At 62.1% G+C, this 22,012-nt stretch carries 18 protein-coding genes and 2 tRNA genes; 6 read left to right on the forward strand and 14 right to left on the reverse strand.

Annotated elements, in window-relative coordinates; all coding sequences use genetic code 11:
* Positions 1-156 precede the first annotated feature (156 nt).
* The 5 genes from ACSMEV_RS00640 to ACSMEV_RS00660 all read right to left on the reverse strand — a co-directional run bounded on the left by ACSMEV_RS00640 (position 157) and on the right by ACSMEV_RS00660 (position 5,239).
* Positions 157-873 (reverse strand): ABC transporter ATP-binding protein, encoded by a 717-nt coding sequence (locus ACSMEV_RS00640; protein ID WP_296265986.1) that lies wholly within the window; start codon positions 871-873, stop codon positions 157-159.
* Positions 870-1,745, reverse strand: coding sequence for an ATP-binding cassette domain-containing protein (locus ACSMEV_RS00645; protein ID WP_296265987.1), 876 nt, complete (start codon positions 1,743-1,745; stop codon positions 870-872). Before ACSMEV_RS00645 ends, ACSMEV_RS00640 begins: the two co-directional genes overlap by 4 nt.
* Positions 1,742-3,031 (reverse strand): high-affinity branched-chain amino acid ABC transporter permease LivM, encoded by a 1,290-nt coding sequence (livM, locus tag ACSMEV_RS00650; RefSeq protein ID WP_296265989.1) that lies wholly within the window; start codon positions 3,029-3,031, stop codon positions 1,742-1,744. Before livM ends, ACSMEV_RS00645 begins: the two co-directional genes overlap by 4 nt.
* A gap of 2 nt (positions 3,032-3,033) precedes the next feature.
* Positions 3,034-3,948, reverse strand: coding sequence for an ABC transporter permease subunit (locus tag ACSMEV_RS00655; protein WP_312935969.1), 915 nt, complete (start codon positions 3,946-3,948; stop codon positions 3,034-3,036).
* Positions 3,949-4,102: 154 nt separating this feature from the next.
* Positions 4,103-5,239 carry a branched-chain amino acid ABC transporter substrate-binding protein gene (locus ACSMEV_RS00660; protein WP_413046222.1) on the reverse strand — a complete coding sequence of 379 codons (1,137 nt, stop codon included), beginning with the start codon at positions 5,237-5,239 and terminating at the stop codon, positions 4,103-4,105.
* Between the two features lie 460 nt (positions 5,240-5,699).
* Here ACSMEV_RS00660 and pncB point away from each other — a divergent pair, with 460 nt between their 5' ends.
* Positions 5,700-6,905 (forward strand): nicotinate phosphoribosyltransferase, encoded by a 1,206-nt coding sequence (gene pncB, locus ACSMEV_RS00665; protein ID WP_459206841.1) that lies wholly within the window; start codon positions 5,700-5,702, stop codon positions 6,903-6,905.
* A gap of 3 nt (positions 6,906-6,908) precedes the next feature.
* Positions 6,909-7,736 carry an ammonia-dependent NAD(+) synthetase gene (gene nadE / locus ACSMEV_RS00670; RefSeq protein ID WP_459206842.1) on the forward strand — a complete coding sequence of 276 codons (828 nt, stop codon included), beginning with the start codon at positions 6,909-6,911 and terminating at the stop codon, positions 7,734-7,736.
* A 43-nt stretch (positions 7,737-7,779) separates the two neighbouring features.
* Here nadE and azu read toward each other — a convergent pair whose 3' ends face one another.
* Positions 7,780-8,229: an azurin gene (gene azu / locus ACSMEV_RS00675; RefSeq protein WP_296265999.1), complete on the reverse strand. Its 450-nt coding sequence runs from the start codon at positions 8,227-8,229 to the stop codon at positions 7,780-7,782.
* A gap of 377 nt (positions 8,230-8,606) precedes the next feature.
* Complete coding sequence (locus ACSMEV_RS00680; RefSeq protein ID WP_296266001.1) at positions 8,607-10,913, reverse strand: YgiQ family radical SAM protein; 2,307 nt, start codon at positions 10,911-10,913, stop codon at positions 8,607-8,609.
* A 564-nt stretch (positions 10,914-11,477) separates the two neighbouring features.
* On the opposite strand from ACSMEV_RS00680, the gene ACSMEV_RS00685 reads away from it, so the two are divergent.
* Entirely contained in the window at positions 11,478-12,632 is a 1,155-nt protein-coding gene (locus ACSMEV_RS00685) for a YcaO-like family protein (protein WP_459206843.1), read from the forward strand.
* 1 nt (position 12,633) lies between these two features.
* Complete coding sequence (locus ACSMEV_RS00690) at positions 12,634-14,265, forward strand: ATP-binding cassette domain-containing protein (RefSeq protein ID WP_459206844.1); 1,632 nt, start codon at positions 12,634-12,636, stop codon at positions 14,263-14,265.
* On the opposite strand, the gene dnaB is transcribed toward ACSMEV_RS00690, so the two are convergent.
* The 7 genes from dnaB to rnr all read right to left on the reverse strand — a co-directional run bounded on the left by dnaB (position 14,241) and on the right by rnr (position 21,466).
* Positions 14,241-15,638, reverse strand: a complete 1,398-nt coding sequence (gene dnaB / locus ACSMEV_RS00695) for a replicative DNA helicase (RefSeq protein ID WP_313740538.1) — start codon at positions 15,636-15,638, stop codon at positions 14,241-14,243. The genes ACSMEV_RS00690 and dnaB overlap by 25 nt on opposite strands.
* Positions 15,639-15,751: 113 nt before the next feature.
* Positions 15,752-16,198: a 50S ribosomal protein L9 gene (gene rplI, locus ACSMEV_RS00700; RefSeq protein WP_413046216.1), complete on the reverse strand. Its 447-nt coding sequence runs from the start codon at positions 16,196-16,198 to the stop codon at positions 15,752-15,754.
* Positions 16,199-16,218: 20 nt separating this feature from the next.
* Positions 16,219-17,109, reverse strand: coding sequence for a hypothetical protein (locus ACSMEV_RS00705; protein WP_459206845.1), 891 nt, complete (start codon positions 17,107-17,109; stop codon positions 16,219-16,221).
* A 33-nt stretch (positions 17,110-17,142) separates the two neighbouring features.
* Positions 17,143-17,373: a 30S ribosomal protein S18 gene (rpsR, locus tag ACSMEV_RS00710; RefSeq protein WP_101315965.1), complete on the reverse strand. Its 231-nt coding sequence runs from the start codon at positions 17,371-17,373 to the stop codon at positions 17,143-17,145.
* A 28-nt stretch (positions 17,374-17,401) separates the two neighbouring features.
* Complete coding sequence (gene rpsF, locus ACSMEV_RS00715) at positions 17,402-17,827, reverse strand: 30S ribosomal protein S6 (RefSeq protein WP_209864913.1); 426 nt, start codon at positions 17,825-17,827, stop codon at positions 17,402-17,404.
* Positions 17,828-18,086: 259 nt separating this feature from the next.
* On the reverse strand, positions 18,087-18,833 hold the full coding sequence (rlmB, locus tag ACSMEV_RS00720; protein WP_459206846.1) for a 23S rRNA (guanosine(2251)-2'-O)-methyltransferase RlmB: 747 nt from the start codon (positions 18,831-18,833) through the stop codon (positions 18,087-18,089).
* Entirely contained in the window at positions 18,830-21,466 is a 2,637-nt protein-coding gene (gene rnr / locus ACSMEV_RS00725) for a ribonuclease R (protein WP_459206847.1), read from the reverse strand. The genes rlmB and rnr overlap by 4 nt, the downstream gene beginning before the upstream one ends.
* 271 nt (positions 21,467-21,737) lie before the next feature.
* On the opposite strand from rnr, the gene ACSMEV_RS00730 reads away from it, so the two are divergent.
* Together ACSMEV_RS00730 and ACSMEV_RS00735 are read left to right on the forward strand one after the other, a co-directional pair.
* Positions 21,738-21,824: transfer RNA gene (locus ACSMEV_RS00730), tRNA-Leu, on the forward strand.
* Between the two features lie 79 nt (positions 21,825-21,903).
* Positions 21,904-21,990 (forward strand) — tRNA-Leu (locus ACSMEV_RS00735).
* Positions 21,991-22,012 lie beyond the last annotated feature (22 nt).

Raw genomic sequence — 22,012 nt, forward strand, 5'->3', positions numbered from 1 at the left:
AAGGCTTTCAGCGATATGCCACCATGTTTTCCACAGGCGGCTCCACACAATCGGTGGACACTTCCTGCCCTGTGAACGAAAAGCCCCACAACGCCTAGGACGGGCGTTGTGGGGCCAGGGTGCGACAAGTTGTCCACATCCGGAATTACAAGCCGATCAGTGTCCCCCAAGGTAGGCGTTGCGCACTTCGTCGTTGGCCAGCAATTCAGCGCCGGTGCCGGTCATGCGAATCTGCCCGTTGACCATCACATAGGCGCGGTCCGACAGCTTCAGCGCATGGTTGGCGTTCTGCTCCACCAGAAAGATCGTCATGCCGGTCTGCGCCAGCTCGCGCAAGGTCGAGAAGATCTGCTTGACCACGATCGGCGCCAGCCCCAGCGAGGGTTCGTCGAGCAGCAGCAAGCGCGGCCGGCTCATCAGCGCCCGAGCGATGGCGAGCATCTGCTGCTCGCCCCCGGACATGGTCATGGCGCGCTGCGAGCGGCGTTCCTTGAGGCGCGGGAACAGCTCGTACATGCGCTGCATGTCCTCGTCGGCGTGTTTGTCGCCGATGGGGATGGTGCCCATCATCAGGTTCTCCTCGACGGTCATGTCGGGGAACACCCGGCGCCCTTCCGGGGATTGGGCGATGCCGTTGGAGGCGATGTAGTGCGAACTCTTGCGAGTGATGTCGGTGCCTTCGTAGAGGATCTGCCCGGAGGCCGCCCGCGGTTGGCCGAAGATCGACATCAGCAAGGTCGACTTACCGGCCCCGTTGGCACCGATCAGGCTCACCGTTTCGCCGGGGGCGATGTGCATGGACACGCCCTTGAGCGCCTGGATCGGGCCGTAGAACACGTTCAAGTCGCGCAGTTCGAGAATGGGTGCGGTCATACCAGTTCCTCTTCGTCGGCACCCAGGTAGGCGGCGATCACCGTCGGGTTGTCGCGGATGGCCTGTGGCGTGCCCTCGGCGATCACGTTGCCGTGGTCGAGCACCACGATGTGGTCGGAGATGCTCATGACCATGCCCATGTCGTGCTCGATGAGCACCACGGTGATGTCGTGCTGGTCGCGCAGCACGCGGATCATGCGGCTCAGGGCTTCGGTTTCCTGCGGGTTGAGACCGGCGGCCGGCTCGTCCAGGCAGATGATCTTGGGCCGCGTGCACATGGCCCGGGCGATCTCCAGGCGGCGCTGCTGCCCATACGACAGCTCGCCCGCCAGACGGTTGGCGCAATCCACCAGGTCGACCACCTCCAGCCAGTAGAAGGCGTGGTCCAGCGCGTCGCTTTCGGCCTTGCGGTAGCCGGGGGTGTTGAGCACGCCGGCCAGCAGGTTGCGGTTGACCCACATGTGCTGGGCCACCAGCAGGTTCTCCACCACCGACATCTCCCGGAACAGGCGGATGTTCTGGAAGGTGCGCGCCAACCCCGCCCGGTTCACCAGGTGGGTGCCGCCGAACATCTTGTAGTACAGCCGGCTGCCGAAGCGCGCCGGGGAAACGAAATCGGCGGCACGGAAACGCTCGCCGAGCAGTTGGATCACATCGGTGCGCGCGCCGCGCACGTTCAGCTCGATGCGCCCGCCGGTGGCCTTGTAGAAACCGGTCAGGCAGTTGAACACGGTGGTCTTGCCGGCGCCGTTGGGGCCGATGAGGGCGAAGATCTGGTTGCGCTTGACCTTCAGGTTTACGTCGCTGAGCGCCTTGATGCCACCGAACTGCATCATCAGGTGTTCGACCGACAGAATGACTTCATCGCTCATGGCGCTACCCCCTTGCGTACCGGCACGCCGGCGCGGCTGATCCGAATCAGCCCGCGCGGGCGCCAGATCATCATCAACACCATCAACACGCCGAACAGCAGCACCCGATACTCGGAGAAGCTGCGCAGCAGTTCGGGAGCCACGGTCAGCACGAAGGCCGCGATCACCACGCCCACCGTCGAACCCATGCCGCCCAGCACCACGATGGCGAGGATCAGCGCCGACTCGAAGAAGGTGAACGACGACGGGTTGACGAAGCCTTGGTAAGTGGCGAAGAACACCCCCGCCAGGCCTGCCGTGGAGGCGCCCAGGGTGAAGGCCGAGAGCTTGACCAGCACGTGGTTCAGGCCCATCGAGCGGCAGGCGATCTCGTCTTCGCGCAGCGCTTCCCAGGCCCGGCCCACCGGCATGCGGGTCAGGCGGTGCTTGATGTACAGCACGGCCAGCACCACCAGGAACAGCACGATGTAGATGAACAGGAATTTCAGGTTGGGGTTGTAGTCGATGCCGAAGAACTCATGGAACGGCACCCCGCCGTCCTTGGCCCGTCGGCCGAACTCGAGGCCGAGGAAGGTCGGCGACGGCGCCGGCATGCCGTTCGGGCCGCCGGTGAACGACAGCCAGTTGTTCAGCACCAGGCGAATGATCTCGCCGAAACCCAGGGTGACGATGGCCAGGTAGTCGCCGTGCATGCGCAACACCGGAAAGCCGAGGATGCACCCGGCCAGCGCCGCAGCGATGGCCGCCAGCGGCAGCACGCTCCAGAAGCCCAGGCCCAGGTACTGGTAGCCCAGCGCCAGGCCATAGGCGCCGATGGCGTAGAAGGCCACGTAGCCCAGGTCGAGCAAGCCGGCCAGGCCCACCACGATGTTCAGGCCCAGGCCCAGCAGCACGTAGATCAGGCCGAGGATGACCACGGTCAGCAGGTACTTGTTGGCGAAGATCGGGAACACGATGGCAATGACCACCAGCGCCGGGATGATGTAGCGCAGCCGCGACTTGTAGTCCACCGGCCGCACGTGCACCCCGGAACCATTGCTTTCGAAGCTTTGCAGCAGGCGTTGGCCGGGGGCGGTCTGCAGGTACAAGCTGAGCAGGAAACGGCCGACCATCACCGCGCCCACTAACCAGGCGACGCGGGTGGGTTCGGCGTTGAAGCTGTAGCCGTCGAGCACCACGCCCACTACGGGGCCGAACACGATCAGGGCCAGCAGGCCGGCGACCAGGGTTTCGATCAGGCTTTTCTTGATGTCCAGCGCGGGAGAAGCAGTATGGGCAGAAGACATGTTCACACCTTGGCCACGAGCGGACGACCCAGCAGGCCCTGGGGTCGGAAGATGAGGATCAGGACCAGCAGCGAGAAGCTGAACACGTCCTTGTAGTCGGAGTTGATCAAGCCGGCGAACAGCGACTCCGAGACCCCGAGGATGATCCCGCCCAGCATCGCGCCCGGCAGCGAGCCGATGCCGCCGAGCACCGCGGCGGTGAAGGCCTTGATGCCGATGATGAAGCCTGCGTAGAAGTCGAAGGTGCCGTAGTTGAGGGTGATCAACACCCCGGCCAGGGCGGCCATCACCGCGCCGATGACGAACACGTAGGAAATCACCCGGTCGGTGTTGATGCCCAGAATCGACGCCATCTTGCGGTCTTGCTGGGTGGCGCGGCACATGCGTCCGAGCTTGGTGTACTTGATCACATAGGTGAGCAGAGCCATGCCGGCGAAGGCCGCGACAAGAATGAAGATCTTGGTGTAGGTCAGCTGCACGAAGCCGCTACCCACGTCCAGACGCACTGCGCCTTCGAGCAGGGTCGGCACGCCTTGCTGGCGGGCGCCCTGGCTGATCTGCGCGTAGTTCTGCAGGATCAGCGAAATGCCGATGGCGCTGATCAATGGGGCCAGACGGGTGGAGTTGCGCAGTGGGCGATAGGCGATGCGTTCGATGGTGAAACCGTACACGCCGGTGACCACGATGGTGAACAACAAGGTGCCCAACATCAGCAGCGGGAAGGATTCGATACCGAAGTAAGCCAGCAATGCCAGGCTGATCGCCGCGAGGTACGCGGAAATCATGTACACCTCGCCGTGCGCGAAGTTGATCATGCCGATGATGCCATAGACCATTGTGTAGCCGATGGCGATCAAGCCATAGACCGACCCTAGGGTCAGGCCATTGACCAGTTGCTGCAGGAAAATACCATCCATAAACGCAATCTCGCGTAGGTGAGATCGCACGCGCGCCAGGCACGCGGGGGCAGCGACGACACGGCCCTCGCGCCCCGGCCGCGCACGTATCTCCGAGTAGAGACAGGTGACGCTGGGGCGATGGCCCAGGCGAGCGCCTAGGCCTCGGCCGTGATTATTGTTGTTTGTCCAGCTGGTGGTACTTGCCGTCTTTGTCCCACTGGTAGACCACGTAGTCGGAGACGGTCAGGTCGCCCTTCTGGTCCCACTTCTTCTCGCCCATGACGGTCTGCACCGGGTTGGCCTTGAGCCACTTGGCGGCGGCTTCGCCCTCGTTCGACTTGGCGCCGTTGAAGGCGGCCGCCAGCGCTTGCAGCGAGGCGTAGGCGTACAGGGTGTAGCCTTCAGGCTCGGTGCCGCCCTTGCGGAACTCGTCGACCACCGCCTTGCTGTCGGGCAGCAGGCGCGGGTCGGCGCCGAAGGTCATGTACACGCCGTCGACATACTGGGCGCCGCCTGCCGTGGCGACCAGTTCGTCGGTGACGATGCCGTCGTCGGACATGAACTTCACGTCCTTGAGGCCCTGCTCGCGCATCTGCCGCACCAGGGGACCTGCTTCGGGGTGCAGGCCGCCGAAGTAGACGACGTCGGCACCGGTGGAGCGGATCTTGGTGACCACGGCGCTGAAGTCTTTCTCGCCACGGGTCAGGCCCTCGTACAGGACCGGCTCGACGCCGCGCTTCTGCAACTGCGCCTTGGTCGCGTCCGCCAGGCCCTGGCCGTAGGTGTCCTTGTCGTGCAGCACCACCACCTTCTTGCCCTTGAGCACGTCGACGATGTAGTTGCCGGCGACCACGCCCTGTTGGTCGTCACGCCCGCACATGCGGAACATGCCGCTCAGGCCGCGCTCGGTGACTTGCGGGTTGGTCGAACCAGGGGTGATGGCGATCACGCCGGCTTCGTCGTACACCTCAGAGGCCGGAATGGTGTTGGAGGAGCAGAAGTGCCCGACCACGCCAATCACCTTGTCCTGGTCCACCAGGCGGTTGGCCACCGAGACGGCCTGTTTGGGCTCACAGGCATCGTCGCCCTTGACCAGCACGATCTTCTCGCCGTTGACGCCGCCTGCGGCGTTGATCTTGTCGGCGGCCGCTTGCGCACCTTTCATGTACTGCTCGCCGAACGCTGCGTTGGCACCAGTCATCGGCCCTGCGACACCGATCTTGACGTCGGCTTGTACATACGAAGAAACACCCAGGGCCATGGCGACGGCCATAGCCAGGAAACCTTTCTTGTAAAACGTCTGCGACATGAGGTGGTGCTCCTAGGGTTTTTTTATTGGTCAGCACTTGGACTTCGCTACCCTTTGCGCAGAGCAAGGGCCGTGCCATCACTCTGACTTTGCCGTAGGTGCCCTCCCTCAACGCTCTGCGACGGTCTGCCGGTCACGAGAGGCTTGGCAGCGCCACCGTCTAGATAAGGCAAAGCGCCACCCGTCAGCGCACCGGGCGCTACCACGCCCCCTACACGGTGCAACCCCGATCGTTGCCTGCAAACGACTTCGCTGTAACAAACGACGTCACCGAACTGCACATCATCGGTGCGCGATTGCTACGCAGAGCACCGTTTCCACGCGAAACGCGGCGCGATAGCGGTGCACGCGCCGGGTCCAGCGTCATCAGGAAATGCCGCTTGGGCGGCAAACACTGGCACAATGACCGCTTCCCCGCGCTTGCGCCGTTCAGCCAGCGCCGCCGACCTGGAGCCCCTCGATGAACGAGAGCGCATTTTCCAAGCGCATCGTGCATAACCTGCTCGACACCGACTTCTACAAACTGACGATGATGCAGGCCGTCCTGCACAACTACCCCGATGCCGACGTGGAGTGGGAGTTTCGTTGCCGCAACGGCGAAGACCTGCGGCCCTACCTCGGCGAGATCCGCCACCAGGTCGAAGCCCTCGCCGACCTGACCCTCGATCCAGGCCAGTTGGGCTTTCTGGAACGCATCAGCTTTCTCAAACCCGATTTCCTGCGCTTTCTCGGGCTGTTCCGCTTCAACCTGCGCTACCTGCACATCGGCATCGAACATGACCAGCTGAGCCTGCGCATTCGCGGCCCGTGGCTGCACGTGATCCTCTTCGAAGTGCCGCTACTGGCGATCATCAGTGAAGTGCGCAACCGTCACCTGCACCCGGACATGCCGTTGTCCGCCGCGCGTGAGCAACTGCACCGCAAGTTCGACTGGCTGCAACGAAACGCCAGCGCCGAAGAGTTGGCCGCGTTGCAGGTCGCCGATTTCGGCACCCGCCGGCGCTTTTCCAGCCAGGTGCAGGCCGAGGTGGTGAAGGTGCTGCGCGACGACTTCCCGGCCCGCTTCGTCGGCACCAGCAACGTCGACCTGGCCTGGAAGCTGGGCCTCAAGCCCTTGGGCACCATGGCCCACGAGTGGATCATGGCGCACCAGCAGCTCGGCCCGCGGCTGATCGACAGCCAGGCCGCCGCCCTGGACTGCTGGGTGCGCGAGTACCGCGGCCTGCTCGGCATCGCGCTGACCGACTGCATCACCACCGACGCCTTCCTCGGCGACTTCGATCTGTACTTCGCCAAGCTGTTCGACGGCCTGCGCCACGATTCCGGCGACCCCATCGCCTGGGCCGAGAAAGCCGTGGCGCACTATCAGAAACTGGGCATCGATCCGATGACCAAGACCCTGGTGTTCTCCGACGGCCTGGACCTGCCGCGTGCGCTGCAGATCTTTCGGGCACTGCGCGGGCGCATCAATGTCAGTTTCGGTATCGGCACCAACCTGACCTGCGACCTGCCCGGCGTGGCGCCGATGAGCATCGTGCTGAAAATGACCGACTGCAACGGCTCGCCGGTCGCCAAGATTTCCGACGAAGCGGCCAAGACCCAATGCCGCGACGCCAATTTCGTTTCATACCTGCGTCATGTCTTCAACGTTCCGCTCAAGGAGTGACCCATGCGCGCCACCCAGCAAGAAATTGCCCAGCAACTCAACGTGCAACCGCCCTTCGCCGATGCGCAGCAGATCGACCACGAGATCGTTCGGCGTGTGGCCTTCATCAAGCAGTGCCTGCTCAACGCGCACCTCAAGACGCTGGTGCTGGGCATCAGTGGGGGTGTGGATTCGCTCACCGCCGCCCTGCTCGCCCAGCGCGCCATCGACGAGCTGCGCGCCAACAGCGGGGACGACGCCTATCGCTTCATCGCCGTGCGCCTGCCCTATGGCGTGCAGCGCGACGAGGACGATGCCCAAGCCTGTCTGTCCTTCATCAAGCCGGACGAAGTCCATACCGTCGACATCGCTCCGGCGGTCAAAGCCCTGAAAGCCGAAGTGCACACCCTGCAGGACGGCACTCAGGAGCACGTGGACTTCGTCATGGGCAACGCCAAGGCGCGCATGCGCATGCTGGCCCAGTACACCATCGCCGGCGCGCGGGCAGGCCTGGTGATCGGCACCGACCATGCGGCCGAGGCGGTGATGGGCTTCTTCACCAAGTTCGGTGACGGCGCCTGCGACCTGGCGCCCCTGAGCGGGCTGGTGAAGCACCAGGTACGCACCCTCGCGCGGCACATGGGCGCGCCCGAGAACCTGGTGGAGAAAGTGCCGACCGCCGACCTCGAAGACCTCGACCCCGGCAAGCCGGATGAAGTCTCGCATGGCATCACCTATGCGCAGATCGATGCGTTCTTGCAGGGGGAGGACGTGGGCGAAGACGTGGCGGACACCATCGTCGCCACCTACCGCAAGACCCAGCACAAGCGCGAACTGCCGTTCGCGCCGTGAGGCGCTGCGGGGAGCGGGCGATCGCCCGCTCCTGAAGCAAGACTTACTTGACCACCACCTTGCCTTTCATCATGGCGATGTGGCCGGGGAAGGTGCAGAAGAAGCTGTAGTCGCCACCGGCTTCGAGCTTGGAAGCGTCGAACTTCACTTCGGTCTCTTTCTCCGGCGCGCCGATCAATTTGGTGTGGGCGATGATCGCGGCGTTGTCGGCCTTGATGTAGTCGTTGGCTTCGCCCTGGCTCATGCCTTCGGTGGCGATGGCCTGCATGTCGGCGGTCTTGCTGATCACCAGGTTGTGGCCCATCACGTTTTTCGGCAGGTTGCCCGAGTGGGTCAGCTTGACGGTGAATTCCTTGCAGCTCTTGTCGACGGTAATTTCCTTGGTGTCGTAGGACATCTGGTCGGTGGAGTCGACGGTGACCGAGCATTGGGCGGCAAATACGCCGGTGCTGGCGAGGGTCAGCAGGGATACCGCTACGGCTTTGGCAAACATCTTGAATCTCCTAGGCAGGGTGTTCGTTGCGAGACTGCCCGGTTGCGCCGTGGCCCGCGCTGATATGAATCAAGCGCAGCGTCAAGGGGCAGCCGGTAGAATTGTTCAATCGATTGTATACAACTTATCTAAGTGCGCATCATGCACCCTTGATAGACGATGGGACAACCGCTCATTTAGGAGTAATTGCAATGTCCCTTGGAAGCTTGATGCGCGGCATGCTCGCCGCTTATGCCTGTGGCGCCAGTGGCGCGGCCCTTTGCGAGTTCGCCCGGCCGGAGTGATCGGCCCTTCGACGCACAGGGTGCGGACCCGCGCGCCGGACGCCTGACCTACAGAAACGACTCGGGGGCCTTAGCGGCCCCCGAGTCGTTTGCTCAGCGTGGAATCACCGGCTGGCGCGGCTTCTTGCCCTTGCCGGGCTTGCCGCCCTTGGCCGCTTCCTTGCGCTCCTTGGCCGCCTGCTGGTTGCGGGCGAAGGCTTCGGCCTTGGCTTTCTCGCGCTTGTCCCACGGCTGGCTGCCGTCGCTGGCGCGTGGCGGCAGGCCGGTGTGCTGGGTAAGGATCTTCTGCTCCTTGCCCACCTTGTGGCTGCCGGCGGGCGTCGAGTTCTTGCGCCGCGCGCTCTGGTAGCTGTCGCTCTGCGGCTGATGCAGAGGGATCAACTGATGCTTGCCTGGCCCGATCAGGTCGGCCCGGCCCATGCGCTCGAGCGCCTCGCGCAGCATTGGCCAGCCTTTCGGGTCGTGGTAGCGCAGGAAGGCCTTGTGCAACCGGCGCTGCTCGTCGCTCTTGACGATCTCCACGCCTTCGCTCTTGTAGGTGACCTTGCGCAGCGGGTTCTTGCCCGAGTGGTACATGGCCGTGGCCGAGGCCATGGGCGACGGGTAGAACGCCTGCACCTGGTCGGCACGGAAACCGTTGCCCTTGAGCCACAGCGCCAGGTTCATCATGTCTTCGTCGGTGGTGCCCGGGTGGGCCGCGATGAAGTACGGAATCAGGTACTGCTCCTTGCCCGCTTCCTTCGAGAACTTCTCGAACATGCGCTTGAAGCGGTCGTAGGTGCCGATGCCCGGCTTCATCATCTTGTCCAGCGGGCCGCGCTCGGTGTGCTCGGGCGCGATCTTCAGGTAGCCGCCGACGTGGTGGGTGACCAGCTCGCGCACGTATTCGGGCGATTCCACCGCCAGGTCGTAGCGCAGGCCCGAGGCAATGAGGATCTTCTTCACCCCCGGCAAGGCGCGGGCCTTGCGGTACAGCTCGATCAGCGAGCTGTGGTCGGTGTTGAGGTTCTCGCAGATGCCGGGGAACACGCACGACGGCTTGCGGCAATGGCGCTCGATGTCGTGGCTCTTGCAGGCGATGCGGTACATGTTCGCGGTCGGCCCGCCGAGGTCGGAGACCACGCCGGTGAAGCCCGGCACCTTGTCGCGCATCTCTTCGATCTCGTGCAGGATCGACTCGTGCGAGCGGTTCTGGATGATGCGGCCTTCGTGCTCGGTGATCGAGCAGAACGTACAGCCACCGAAACAGCCACGCATGATGTTGACCGAGAAGCGGATCATCTCGTAGGCCGGAATGCGCTCCTTGCCATACGCCGGGTGCGGGATGCGCGCATAGGGCATGCCGAACACGTAGTCCATTTCTTCGGTGGTCATGGGAATGGGCGGCGGGTTGAACCAGACGTCCACTTCGCCATGCTTCTGCACCAGCGCCCGGGCGTTGCCGGGGTTGGTTTCCAGGTGCAGCACGCGGTTGGCGTGGGCGTACAGCACCGGGTCGTTGCGCACCTTCTCGAACGACGGCAGGCGGATCACCGACTTGTCGCGGGTCATGCCCGGGCTGTCGAGGATCTGCACCACCTTGGCTTCGTTCGGGTCGTCCACCTCGCCCTTGGCCTGCTCGATGGCGCAGGCTTGGGTGTCCTGGGTGTTGACGTAGGGGTTGATGATCTTGTCGACCTTGCCGGGGCGGTCGATGCGCGTGGAGTCGATCTCGTACCAGCCCTGGGGCGTGTCGCGGCGGATGAAGGCGGTGCCGCGCACATCGGTTATGCGCTCGATGGACTCGCCCTGCGACAGGCGCTGGGCCACTTCGACGATGGCCCGCTCGGCGTTGCCGTACAGCAGGATGTCGGCGCTGGCATCGACCAGGATCGAATGGCGGACCTTGTCCTGCCAATAGTCGTAGTGGGCGATGCGGCGCAGCGACGCCTCGATACCGCCGAGCACGATCGGCACGTGCTTGTAGGCTTCCTTGCAGCGCTGGCTGTACACCAGGCTGGCGCGGTCCGGGCGTTTGCCGGCCAGGCCACCGGGGGTGTAGGCGTCGTCCGAACGGATCTTCTTGTCCGCGGTGTAGCGGTTGATCATCGAGTCCATGTTGCCGGCCGCGACGCCGAAGAACAGGTTCGGCTCGCCGAGCTTCATGAAGTCGTCTTTGGACTGCCAGTTGGGCTGGGCGATGATGCCGACGCGAAAGCCCTGGGCTTCGAGCAGGCGGCCGATGATGGCCATGCCGAACGAGGCGTGGTCCACGTAGGCGTCGCCGGTGACGATGATGATGTCGCAGGAATCCCAGCCGAGCTGATCCATCTCCTCCCTGCTCATGGGCAGGAACGGCGCCGGCCCGAAGCATTCGGCCCAGTACTTGGGATAGTCGTAGAGTGGCTTGGCTGCGTGCATGTCAGTCACCGGTTGGGGGAGCAGGGAAAATCGCGGGCGCGGAATATAGCACAAATTTTGAGCAAATCCGACTAAAAGCGTGGGGCTTAACGTGTGCACCAGACGTGCGGACGAACGGCCGATGATCGAGGCCGTCATCACGTCTCATGCCACTTGCACAGCCTTTTATGGAAGTTTTACCAATTTTTATGGCTCTCTGACCCTATAAATCCTCCAAGTCCTTGAAAAAAAGATCATTAAAAAAATCGGAGTGGATTTTGTAAGAAGCATACTTCATACAAGGGTAAATTTTCCCACGACTTACTTACTTATTACTTCAAATACTTGCATTGAACGAAGCAAAAACTCCGTGATAAAAAATAACGGCACTCCAGCAGTGCACTTATCTCACTCTAAAGGAGTACCCATCATGGGTCGTCGTCGCTCTGAAATCGCCATACAGCCTCTTTCTCAAACATCTTTCGTCTTCCTTGAACACGAAGTTGACTTCCTCAACCGCTTGTAACAAGTAGCGTCGCTCAGGAGGCTCTTCTACCTCCTGAGCGACGATCGAGGATTCTCGATATGATGAGCGAACGCGAGTTTTCAGTTGAGCAGGCACGGCAGCGGCTGATTGGGCTGTATCGAAAGCTGCGCTTGCGCCCAACACTCACCGAATTGAGCGAGGGCCTGGTGGCAACCTGTCATGCCTTCAATGAAGCCGATAAGGAAGTGAGCAGCGGCGCCGGAAAAGGTGAGCATTGCATGCTCGGCGCGATGGCCGAATGCCTTGAGCACTTGTCGATAAGCATTGCTACGTCGACCCTGGTCAGCAGCCAGGCCATACGCGATGCGGCCCGCCCTTACAATGATGGCCTGCTCGATGCGCTTTCAGATGAAAGCCCGGTTCCTGCTCTGCAGCTCCAGGCCATTGGTGGTCGGGAAACGCTGTGGGTACCTGCCATTTTGCTCACTCCCTGTGACGCCAATCTGGCTGCCATAGAAAACACTCCAGCCGCGTTTCTGGCCAGGTATGCAAGTAACAGCGGCACGGCATTGGGTTGCAGCGAAAAAGAAGCATTGCTGCATGCTTTGAACGAAGTGATCGAGCGCCACGCGCTTTCCATCTATTACATGGCCCTCTGCGGCCTGGCGCCATCTCCTGCGCTGTACCGTCCGGCCGAGTCGTGGCTGGCCGAGACCTTTGGGCACGACAGCACGCTGTTACAGCAGGCCATGCAGATGGAGATTTGTTTGAACCAAAGCGACTTCGGCGTGTGGTTCTGCATCGCCATGCTTGCCAAGCCAACAGGGACCCGGCTCGCGGTGATAGGGTCCGGCAGCTCGGTTTCGCCTTCTGTCGCGCTCTACCGTGCGGTCACCGAGCAGATTCAGTGCGAGGCGCTTCATGGTCCTGACGAAGTGCAAGAGGATGCCAATACCCTAGCGTTGCTCGAACAGTCACCCCGCTTGGCAAAACTGCGCCATCCGCGTTGGCCACATAAACTGCCGAAACTTCATCCTGCATCACGTCAACAATGCGTTGCCACACAAATGGCATGTGTTTTAAAAGGGCTGCACCAACAGGGAAAAACCGCTTTCTACCATACACTCCAGACCTACCCGGATCTTGCAACTATCGTACAAGTCTTCATTCCCGGTCTTGAACGCTTTCATTTGATCAGATCCGGTATGCCGGTCGTACCGCAATATGTTTTGCACGCGAATACCGGGCATTGACATGGCATTTTCCAGACCTTTATTAGCTGCACTCGGTGCCACGTTATTTCTGAAAGTTGCCACGGTCATTCCCGCATTGATATTGGCAGACATCATCGACAACTTGTCGACTGCCGCATCTTCATATGAATTGCTCGGAGCCTTCGCATGCCTGCTCATCGTGCAAGTGTGTTTGACCCCATTGCAAGCTTGGGCATTGGCTCGGCTTTGCCAAGAGCGCGTGAGGCAAATGTCCAGCCACTGGTGCCGAAATCTGCTGGACAAGCAATTCGAGGCCTATGGACAACTCCATGGCGGGACGCTGGTCAAGGTGCTCGATAGAGGCATCACTGCCCAAGAGCGCTGGTTGAATTTCCTGATCGGCACGGCGTGGCCGATCCTGGCGGAAACCCTGGTGCTGATCGCCCTGTTCGCCTACCTCGGCGCCACGCCAGTGCTGCTTGGTCTGGTTCCCTTGAGCCTGGCGTATCTGTGGCTCAACGACCGGCTGGTACGCTGGCGCCGGCCGCATATCGAAGCGGTCAACGCCAGGGAAGACGATCTAGCCGAGCAGTGGGTCGACACCTTCGCCAGTGCCACCACCGTGAAACTGGAGCAAGCCGAAGACGCGGCGATGATTCCCGTCAGACAAACCCTGGCATGCTATGCCGATGCGGCGGTACGGGTGGCCAGCAGCGGCGGATGCCTGCAAAGCCTGCGCATCTTGTTCATTGGTGTGGGCAGTTGTGGCCTGCTGCTGTGGGGCATGCGCGATCAGGCGAGCGGGTCGGCCCAGTTGACGGTGGGCGAACTCGTGGCTTTGTTTACCCTGGTCAGCGGGCTGCTGGCAGGCGTTGCACAGCTCGCCGAAGCCTGGCGTCTGCTCGATCAGTTCCGCCTCGACAAACGCACTCTGCAAGAGTGGCTGGAGCTGCCTGCTTTTGCCCCTACCGGCATTGCTCCAGCCAATCCCGCCAGCGAAAGCACAACGTTGCGCCTCATGCCCTGTGAGCTGCGCTCGCGCGACGCGCTGCAATTGCAAGTGAGCCATCCGTTGATCTTCGAAAAAGGCGAGCGAGTGGCACTGATCGGACCCAGCGGCTGTGGCAAATCCACCCTGCTGCATGTGCTCGCCGGTACCGTGAACGTGCTGCGCGGGCATGTCCACCTTGGTGACACCTGTCTGGAGCAGCTCGACGGCAAGCAGCAACTCGCTGCGCTACGTCTGTGTCCCCAACGCGCGCACTTCGTTCCTGGACGACTGCCGCATTCAGTGCTGTTCGACCAAGCTCACGAGCAGTTGCAGGTCAATGAATGGCTAACAGCCCTTGGACTGGAGCCAAGCTGGTACGACTTGGTGTTCGACGCGCGAGCCACCTCGATTTCCGGTGGCGAAGCACGGCGCCTGACATTGTTGCGCATCCTCAATCGCCCAGGCGCTTTCAACCTGCTCGACGAACCCACCAGCGGCCTGGATAGCGACTCGGCGGCACGTACCTGGGACCTGCTGTTCGACTCCCTGAAAGGTCGAGGTCTGATCTGCGTGACGCATGATGAGAGGGCGCTTTACCGATTCGACCGGGTGATTCGTCTGGAGGCGGGCAGAATCATCGGACAGACAGTCGACAATCACTCATCGTCATCGAAGTTGTAACTCCCCGGCGCCAGGTTCTCGAAGCGCGTGTACTTGCCGATGAACGCCAGCCGCACGAAACCGATGGGGCCGTTACGCTGCTTGCCGATGATGATCTCGGCGATGCCCTTGTGCTCGGTGTCGGGGTGATACACCTCGTCGCGATAGACGAACATGATCACGTCGGCGTCCTGCTCGATCGCGCCCGATTCGCGCAAGTCGGAGTTCACCGGGCGCTTGTTCGGGCGTTGCTCCAAAGAACGGTTGAGCTGCGACAAGGCCACTACCGGGCAGTTGAATTCCTTGGCCAGGGCCTTGAGCGAGCGGGAGATTTCGGAAATCTCGTTGGTGCGGTTGTCGCCCGAGGAACCCGGGATCTGCATCAACTGCAGGTAGTCGACCATGATCAGGCCGATCTCGCCGTGTTCGCGCGCCAGACGCCGGGTGCGCGCGCGCATTTCCGAAGGGCTGATGCCGGCGGTGTCGTCGATGAACAGCTTGCGGTCATTGAGCAGGTTCACGGCGGACGTCAGCCGCGGCCAGTCGTCGTCGTCGAGCTGGCCGGAACGCACTTTGGTCTGGTCGATGCGGCCGAGCGACGAGAGCATCCGCATGATCAGCGATTCGCCGGGCATTTCCAGGGAGAACACCAGCACGGCCTTGTCGCTGCGCAACACCGCGTTTTCCACCAGGTTCATGGCGAAGGTGGTCTTACCCATCGACGGACGACCGGCGACGATGATCAGGTCCGCGGGCTGCAAGCCGCTGGTCTTGCCATCCAGGTCGGTGTAGCCGGTGGAGATGCCGGTGATGTCGCTGTCGGAGTTGAACAGCGTGTCGATGCGGTCGATGGCCTTGGTCAGCAGGTCGTTGACGCCGACCGGGCCGCCGGTCTTGGGCCGCGCCTCGGCGATCTGGAAGATCTGCCGTTCGGCGTCGTCGAGGATCTCCGCGGCGTTGCGCCCTTGCGGGCTGAAGGCGTTGTCGGCGATATCGGTGCTGATGCTGATCAGCTGGCGCAGCGTGGCGCGTTCGCGAATGATCGCGGCATAGGCCTTGATGTTGGCCACCGATGGCGTGTTCTTGGCCAGTTCGGCCAGGTAGGCCAAGCCGCCGATCTGCGACGACACGCCCTCCTTTTCCAACTGCTCGTGCAGGGTAACCACGTCGAACGGCTGGTTCTGATCGACCAGCTTGTGCACGGCACGGAAGATCAGGCGGTGGTCATGCCGGTAGAAATCGCCATCCGAGACTTGGTCCAGTACCCGCTCCCAGGCGTTGTTGTCCAGCAACAGACCACCGAGCACGGCCTGTTCGGCCTCGATGGAATGGGGCGGCACCTTGAGGGCGGCGGTTTGCAGGTCGAGTTGCTCGGGGGTGCTGATCTCGTTCATGGCCACGCGAAGAATCTGGGGGGATGAAAACGACAAAGGGCACGACCTGTAGAACAGGAACGTGCCCGATGTTAACCGGCCAAGCTCACCAGGAGCCAGCCGATCGTCGCAGCTTAGGCAGCGACCACAACCACACGAACGGTGGCTTCGACGTCGCTGTGCAGGTGCACGGCAACATCGTATTCACCGACGTGACGGATGGTGCCGTTCGGCAGACGCACTTCGGCTTTGGCCACTTCGACGCCGGAGGCGGTCAGGGCGTCAGCGATGTCGTGGGTACCGATCGAACCGAACAGCTTGCCTTCGTCGCCAGCGGTGGCAGTGATGGTCACTTCCAGCTCGGCCAGTTGGGCAGCACGGCTTTCAGCCGAGCTCTTACGGTCTGCGGCAGCTTTTTCCAGCTCGGCGCGGCGCTCTTCGAACGCGGCCAGGTTGGCGGCAGTGGCGCTAACAGCCTTGCCGAACGGCAGCAGGAAGTTACGGCCGTAACCGGATTTGACTTTAACTTTGTCGCCCAGGTTGCCCAGGTTAGCGACTTTTTCCAGCAGGATGAGTTCCATTTGGTAAAACCTCTTAACTTTTAACCTTCACCGTTCGCAGCGTCGTCCCGCGGAGGGGGCTTGATACCACGAAAATCAATCAGGCTATCGACAATGGCCAGGACCACGAGCAACGGATACGTCAGTTGCATGAACAGCACCAGGGTGACGTACAAGCCGACCAGCCAGAATTTGGACAGTCGCTTCTGCGCTACCAGCCCATGCAGCAAGGCAATGCCCGCGAACATGAGCGGCACGCTGCACAACGGGGTCAACAGCGCCATACCGGAGCCGAAACTCGGCCCGAACAGCATGCCCCCCAGCAACAACAGTGCTGGCACCCGGGCGATCCGCACCGCCTGAAACTCGCGGCCGAACCCACCGGGGTTGTACAACGCAGCCTGCCAGTAGCGACCCAACATCAGGGCCAACACACTGATCACTTGCAACCCTGCCGCCATCAGTCCGGTCAGCACCGGTGCGACGTAGCCTTCGAGCTGTGCGCGCTCCCCTACCGACAACTTCTGGTAGAGGCCGTCGAGCATCTCGGGCAAGGCTTTCGCAAGCGCCTGCGCCAGAGCTTCGATCGGTTCGCGGAACACCGAACCCAGGATCACGCCATACACCAGGCCCAGGGCGATGCTGGACAACAGCACCCGACTCCAAGGCCGCTCGGCGCGCAACAGCGCCGCCAGCCCCAGCGTTCCCAACAGCACCATCAAGATGCGTGGATCGCCGAAGACCCACCAGGCCAGCGCGGGCAACAATGCCCAGGCGATGACCGTGGAAGCGTCCTTGAAACCGCGCCGTAGGAACACCAGGCTCACAGCGGCGGCACTCAACCAGAACAACAGCGGCAATGCCGCACAACCGACCACGAAGACCGTGGCCTGCACACGACCGCGCATGATGAAATCAGCTAACGCCCGCATGCGTATCCCTTGCTACCTGTCGATGACCCGGTCTCAGCGGCCGTGGCTGTCGGTGTAGGCCAGCAGGGCCAGGAAGCGGGCGCGCTTGATAGCGGTGGCCAGCTGACGCTGATAACGAGCTTTGGTACCGGTGATACGGCTTGGAACGATCTTGCCGGTTTCGGATACGTAAGCTTTCAGGGTGTTGAGATCTTTGAAGTCGATCTCTTTCACGTCTTCAGCGGTGAAGCGGCAGAATTTACGACGACGGAAGAAACGTGCCATGTAATAGGCTCCTCAAAAAGTCCGTGGATTACTCGTCAGCGTTATCGCTGTTGTCGCTGTCGTTGCTGTCGTCGCCTTCGGCGCCATCAGCAGACTCAGGACGGTCGCGACGCTCACGGCGCTCGCTGCGGTTCTCTTCGGCCTTGAGCATCTCGGACGGGCCGGTGACGGCTTCGTCGCGACGGATGACCAGGTTACGGATCACGGCATCGTTGTAGCGGAAGTTGTCTTCCAGCTCGGCCAGGGCCTTGCCGGTGCACTCAACGTTCAGCATCACGTAGTGAGCCTTGTGAACGTTGTTGATGGCGTAGGCCAGTTGACGACGGCCCCAGTCTTCCAGACGGTGGATCTTGCCGCCGTCTTCTTCGATCAGCTTGGTGTAGCGCTCGACCATGCCGCCGACTTGCTCGCTCTGATCCGGGTGGACCAGAAAGATGATTTCGTAATGACGCATGAATGCTCCTTACGGGTTAGTAGCCTGCCAGGCGCGCTGGTCAGACAAGGAGTGAATGAAACAGTGAGGCTTGCCAGAAGAGCAGGCACTTGTGTACCGGCCTGCAAGGCAAGGCGCGCAATTGTAGAGAAGCCGAGCGGCACAAGCAAGGCGATTGGCGATTATTTGAACAATGAATGGGGCAGACCGGTTCTGCCACGCGTCATGGGCAAACCGGACCCCCGGCATTGCCCACGACAGCCTCTGAAGGCCCTCTCCGTCAGCGCTTGCCCTGGCGCTGGCGCACGGCTTCGAACAGGCACACCCCGGTCGCTACCGACACGTTGAGGCTGCTGACGCTGCCGCCCATAGGCAACTTCACCAGAAAATCACAGTGCTCGCGGGTCAGCCGCCGCATGCCGCGGCCTTCGGCGCCCATGATCATCACCAACGGGCCGGTGAGGTCCTGCTGGTAGATTTCCTGCTCGGCCTCGCCGGCCGTACCGACTACCCACAAGCCGCGCTGCTGGAGCTTTTCCAGCGTGCGCGCCAGGTTGGTCACGGCCACCAGCGGAATCACTTCCGCGGCACCGCAGGCCACCTTGCGTACCACCCCGGTGAGGGTGGCCGACTTGTCCTTGGGGATGACCACGACTGTGGCACCGGCAGCGTCGGCGGTGCGCAGGCAGGCACCCAAGTTGTGCGGATCGGTGACGCCGTCGAGCACCAGGATCAGCGGCGGGGTTTCCGTGCGTTCGAGCAGCTCGTCGAGCATGGCTTCGCCCCAGACCTGGCTAGGGCTGACCTCGGCCACTACACCCTGGTGCACACCTTCGACCCAAGCGTCGAGCTCGCGGCGCTCGGCCTGGCCGACCGCCACGCGGTTTTCCGCGGCCAGGGCCAGCAGGGTTTGCAGGCGCGGCTCACTGCGTCCTTCGGACAGCCAGATTTGCTTCACCCGCTTGGGGTGGTGTTGCAACAGCGCCTGGACCGCATGCACGCCGTAGATCTTTTCCAACTGACTCATGAGGTGCTCTTGCCCTTACGTGCGCCGCTCGACTTGGCGCCATTGCCTTTGCGGTGTTTGGTCTTGCTGCTGGAACCGCTACCGCTCTTGCTCGACGACTTGCCAGCGAACTTGTCCGACTTGCCCGAAGACTTGTCGGCCTTGCCACCGCTGCTACGCGCATCGGTCATCAAGGCCTTCTTCATTTCCCGGCTCTTGCGCACTTCGGCATTGCGCTCGACCGCATCCTTGGGGAAATAAGCGTCGGACGCTTCATTCTTGCGGCTACGCGGCTTGGGATTGGCGCGTGCGGTTTCCGTTGGCGCCGCAGGCTCGCTGGCCTTGGTGCCGGAGCCGCTACCTTTGCTGGCCGAACCGCTACCCTTGCGCCCGACCGGCGCATTGACCGCGGCCTCGGACATTTCGAAGTCGATCTTGCGCTGTTCGAGGTCGACGCGCATGACCTTGACTTCGATGGTGTCGCCCAGGCGGAAGCTGCGACCGGTACGCTCGCCCGACAGGCGATGGTGCACCGGATCGAAGTGATAGTAGTCGCCCGGCAGCGCGCTGATGTGCACCAGGCCTTCGACGTAGATGTCGGTCAGCTCGATGAACAGGCCGAAACCGGTGACCGCCGTGATCACGCCAGGGAAGGTTTCGCCAACACGGTCGCGCATGTATTCGCACTTGAGCCAGTTGACCACATCGCGCGTGGCTTCGTCGGCGCGCCGCTCGGTCATCGAGCACTGCTCACCCATCTGCTCCAGCGCAGGCTCGTCGTACGGATAGATACGCGCCTTGGGAATGCTGGCAGCGCCTGCGCGCTTGACGTGCGGCGTCTCGACCCGCGAACGGATCACGCTGCGAATGGCACGGTGTACCAGCAAGTCGGGGTAGCGACGGATCGGCGAAGTGAAGTGGGTGTAGGCTTCGTAGTTCAGGCCGAAGTGGCCGTTGTTCTCGACGCTGTACACCGCCTGGCTCAGCGAGCGCAGCATCACGGTCTGGATCAGGTGGAAGTCGGGACGGCCGGAAATGCTCGCCAGCAGCGCTTGATAGTCTTTGGGCGAAGGGTCTTTGCCCTTGTGCAGCGACAAGCCCAGTTCGCCGAGGAAGGCGCGCAGCTTTTCCAGGCGCTCCGGTGGCGGACCGTCGTGCACGCGGTACAGCGACGGCACGTTGTGCTTTTGCATGAAGGAGGCGGTGGCGACGTTGGCCGCGAGCATGCACTCCTCGATCATCTTGTGGGCGTCGTTGCGCACGGTCGGACGAATTTCGTCGATCTTGCGGTCATCGCCGAAGATAATGCGGGTTTCCTGGGTTTCGAAGTCGATCGCGCCACGGGTATGGCGCGCCGCCAGCAGCACCTTGTACAGCGCATAGAGGTGCTTGAGGTCCGGTAGCACTTCGCTGTATTCGCTGCGCAGCGCCTTGCCTTCACGAGTGCGGGCATGTTCGAGCATGCTGCTGACCTTGTTGTAGGTCAGGCGCGCGTGGGAGTGGATCACCGCTTCGTAGAACTGGTAATCGACCATCTGCCCGGATTTGTTCATGGTCATTTCGCAGACCATGGCCAGGCGATCGACGTGCGGGTTCAGCGAGCACAGGCCGTTGGACAGCTCCTCGGGCAGCATGGGGATCACGCGCTCGGGGAAGTACACGGAGTTGCCGCGCTGCTGCGCTTCGGTGTCGAGCGCCGAGCCCAGGCGCACATAGCTGGACACGTCGGCGATGGCCACGAACAGGCGCCAGCCGCCGGAGAACAGCCGCAGCTTGCCCAGAGGCTCGCAGTACACGGCATCGTCGAAGTCGCGAGCGTCTTCGCCGTCGATGGTGACGAACGGCAAGTGGCGCAGATCGATGCGCCGCTCCTTGTCCTTTTCTTCGACCTCGGAGCGGAACTTGCGCGCTTCCTTGATCACGTCCTGCGGCCATACATGGGGGATGTCGTAGCTGCGCAGGGCAACGTCGATTTCCATGCCGGGGGCCATGTAGTTGCCGATCACCTCGACCACGTCGCCCTGGGGCTGGAAGCGCGGAGTGGGCCAGTGGGTGATCTTGATCTCGACGAACTGGCCGATCTTGGCCCCGCCGTTGCGCCCGGCGGTGACCAGCACTTCCTGCTGGATCTTCGGGTTGTCCGGGGTCACGTAACCGATGCCGCCTTCCTCGAAGTAGCGGCCGACCACGCTTTCGTGGGCGCGGGAGATGATCTCGACCAGCACGCCTTCACGGCGGCCACGGCGGTCGACGCCGGAGACACGGGCCAGGCCGCGGTCGCCGTCGAAGGCCAGACGCATTTGCGAGGGGCTCAGGAACAGGTCTTCGCTGCCGTCGTCGGGAATCAGGAAGCCGAAGCCGTCGCGGTGGCCGGACACGCGGCCGCAGATCAGGTCGAGCTTGTCGACCGGGGCATAGGTGCCGCGGCGGGTGTAGATGAGCTGACCGTCACGTTCCATGGCGCGCAAGCGGCGGCGCAGGGCTTCGATCTGCTCTTCCCCGTCGAGGCCGAACTCCTCAGCCAACTCCTCGCGGGCAGCGGGCTCGCCGCGGTCGGCCAGGCGCTGCAGGATCAGCTCGCGGCTGGGGATGGGGTTTTCGTATTTGTCCGCTTCACGAGCGGCCTCGGGATCGAGGGATTGCCAATCGGCCATCAGAAGGGGTTCACCTTGGTATATATAGAGTAGAAGTTTGGCATAGGCGTATTGAAACTGGAAATCTCAGCCTTGGACAAGCCCCTGCCGATTGTCGTATAGGCCAAGGAAGGCCAGCGGAATCAAAGGCTTGGAAAATTTCAAATATTTTTCGCTGCGGGGGTTTACAGGGTTGGGGAGCGTCCGTATAGTGCGCACCACAACGACGGACAGCCGCCGTTGTAGTCGAGATGTACGGTGTTGTAAAGCACTAGATAATTTTGACATGTGTGCCCAGGTGGCGGAATTGGTAGACGCGCTGGTTTCAGGTATCAGTGACTTAACGGTCGTGGAAGTTCGAGTCTTCTCCTGGGCACCAAATATTCGAGTCGATAGATAGCAGGTTTGTCTGTCGATCAGCAACAGATTCACGCAGTACGCTGTAGATGAAAAGCTTTGCCCAGGTGGCGGAATTGGTAGACGCGCTGGTTTCAGGTATCAGTGACTTAACGGTCGTGGAAGTTCGAGTCTTCTCCTGGGCACCATATAAAAACCCACTAGCTTGCT

Source organism: Pseudomonas sp. MLB6B, assembly GCF_054508135.1.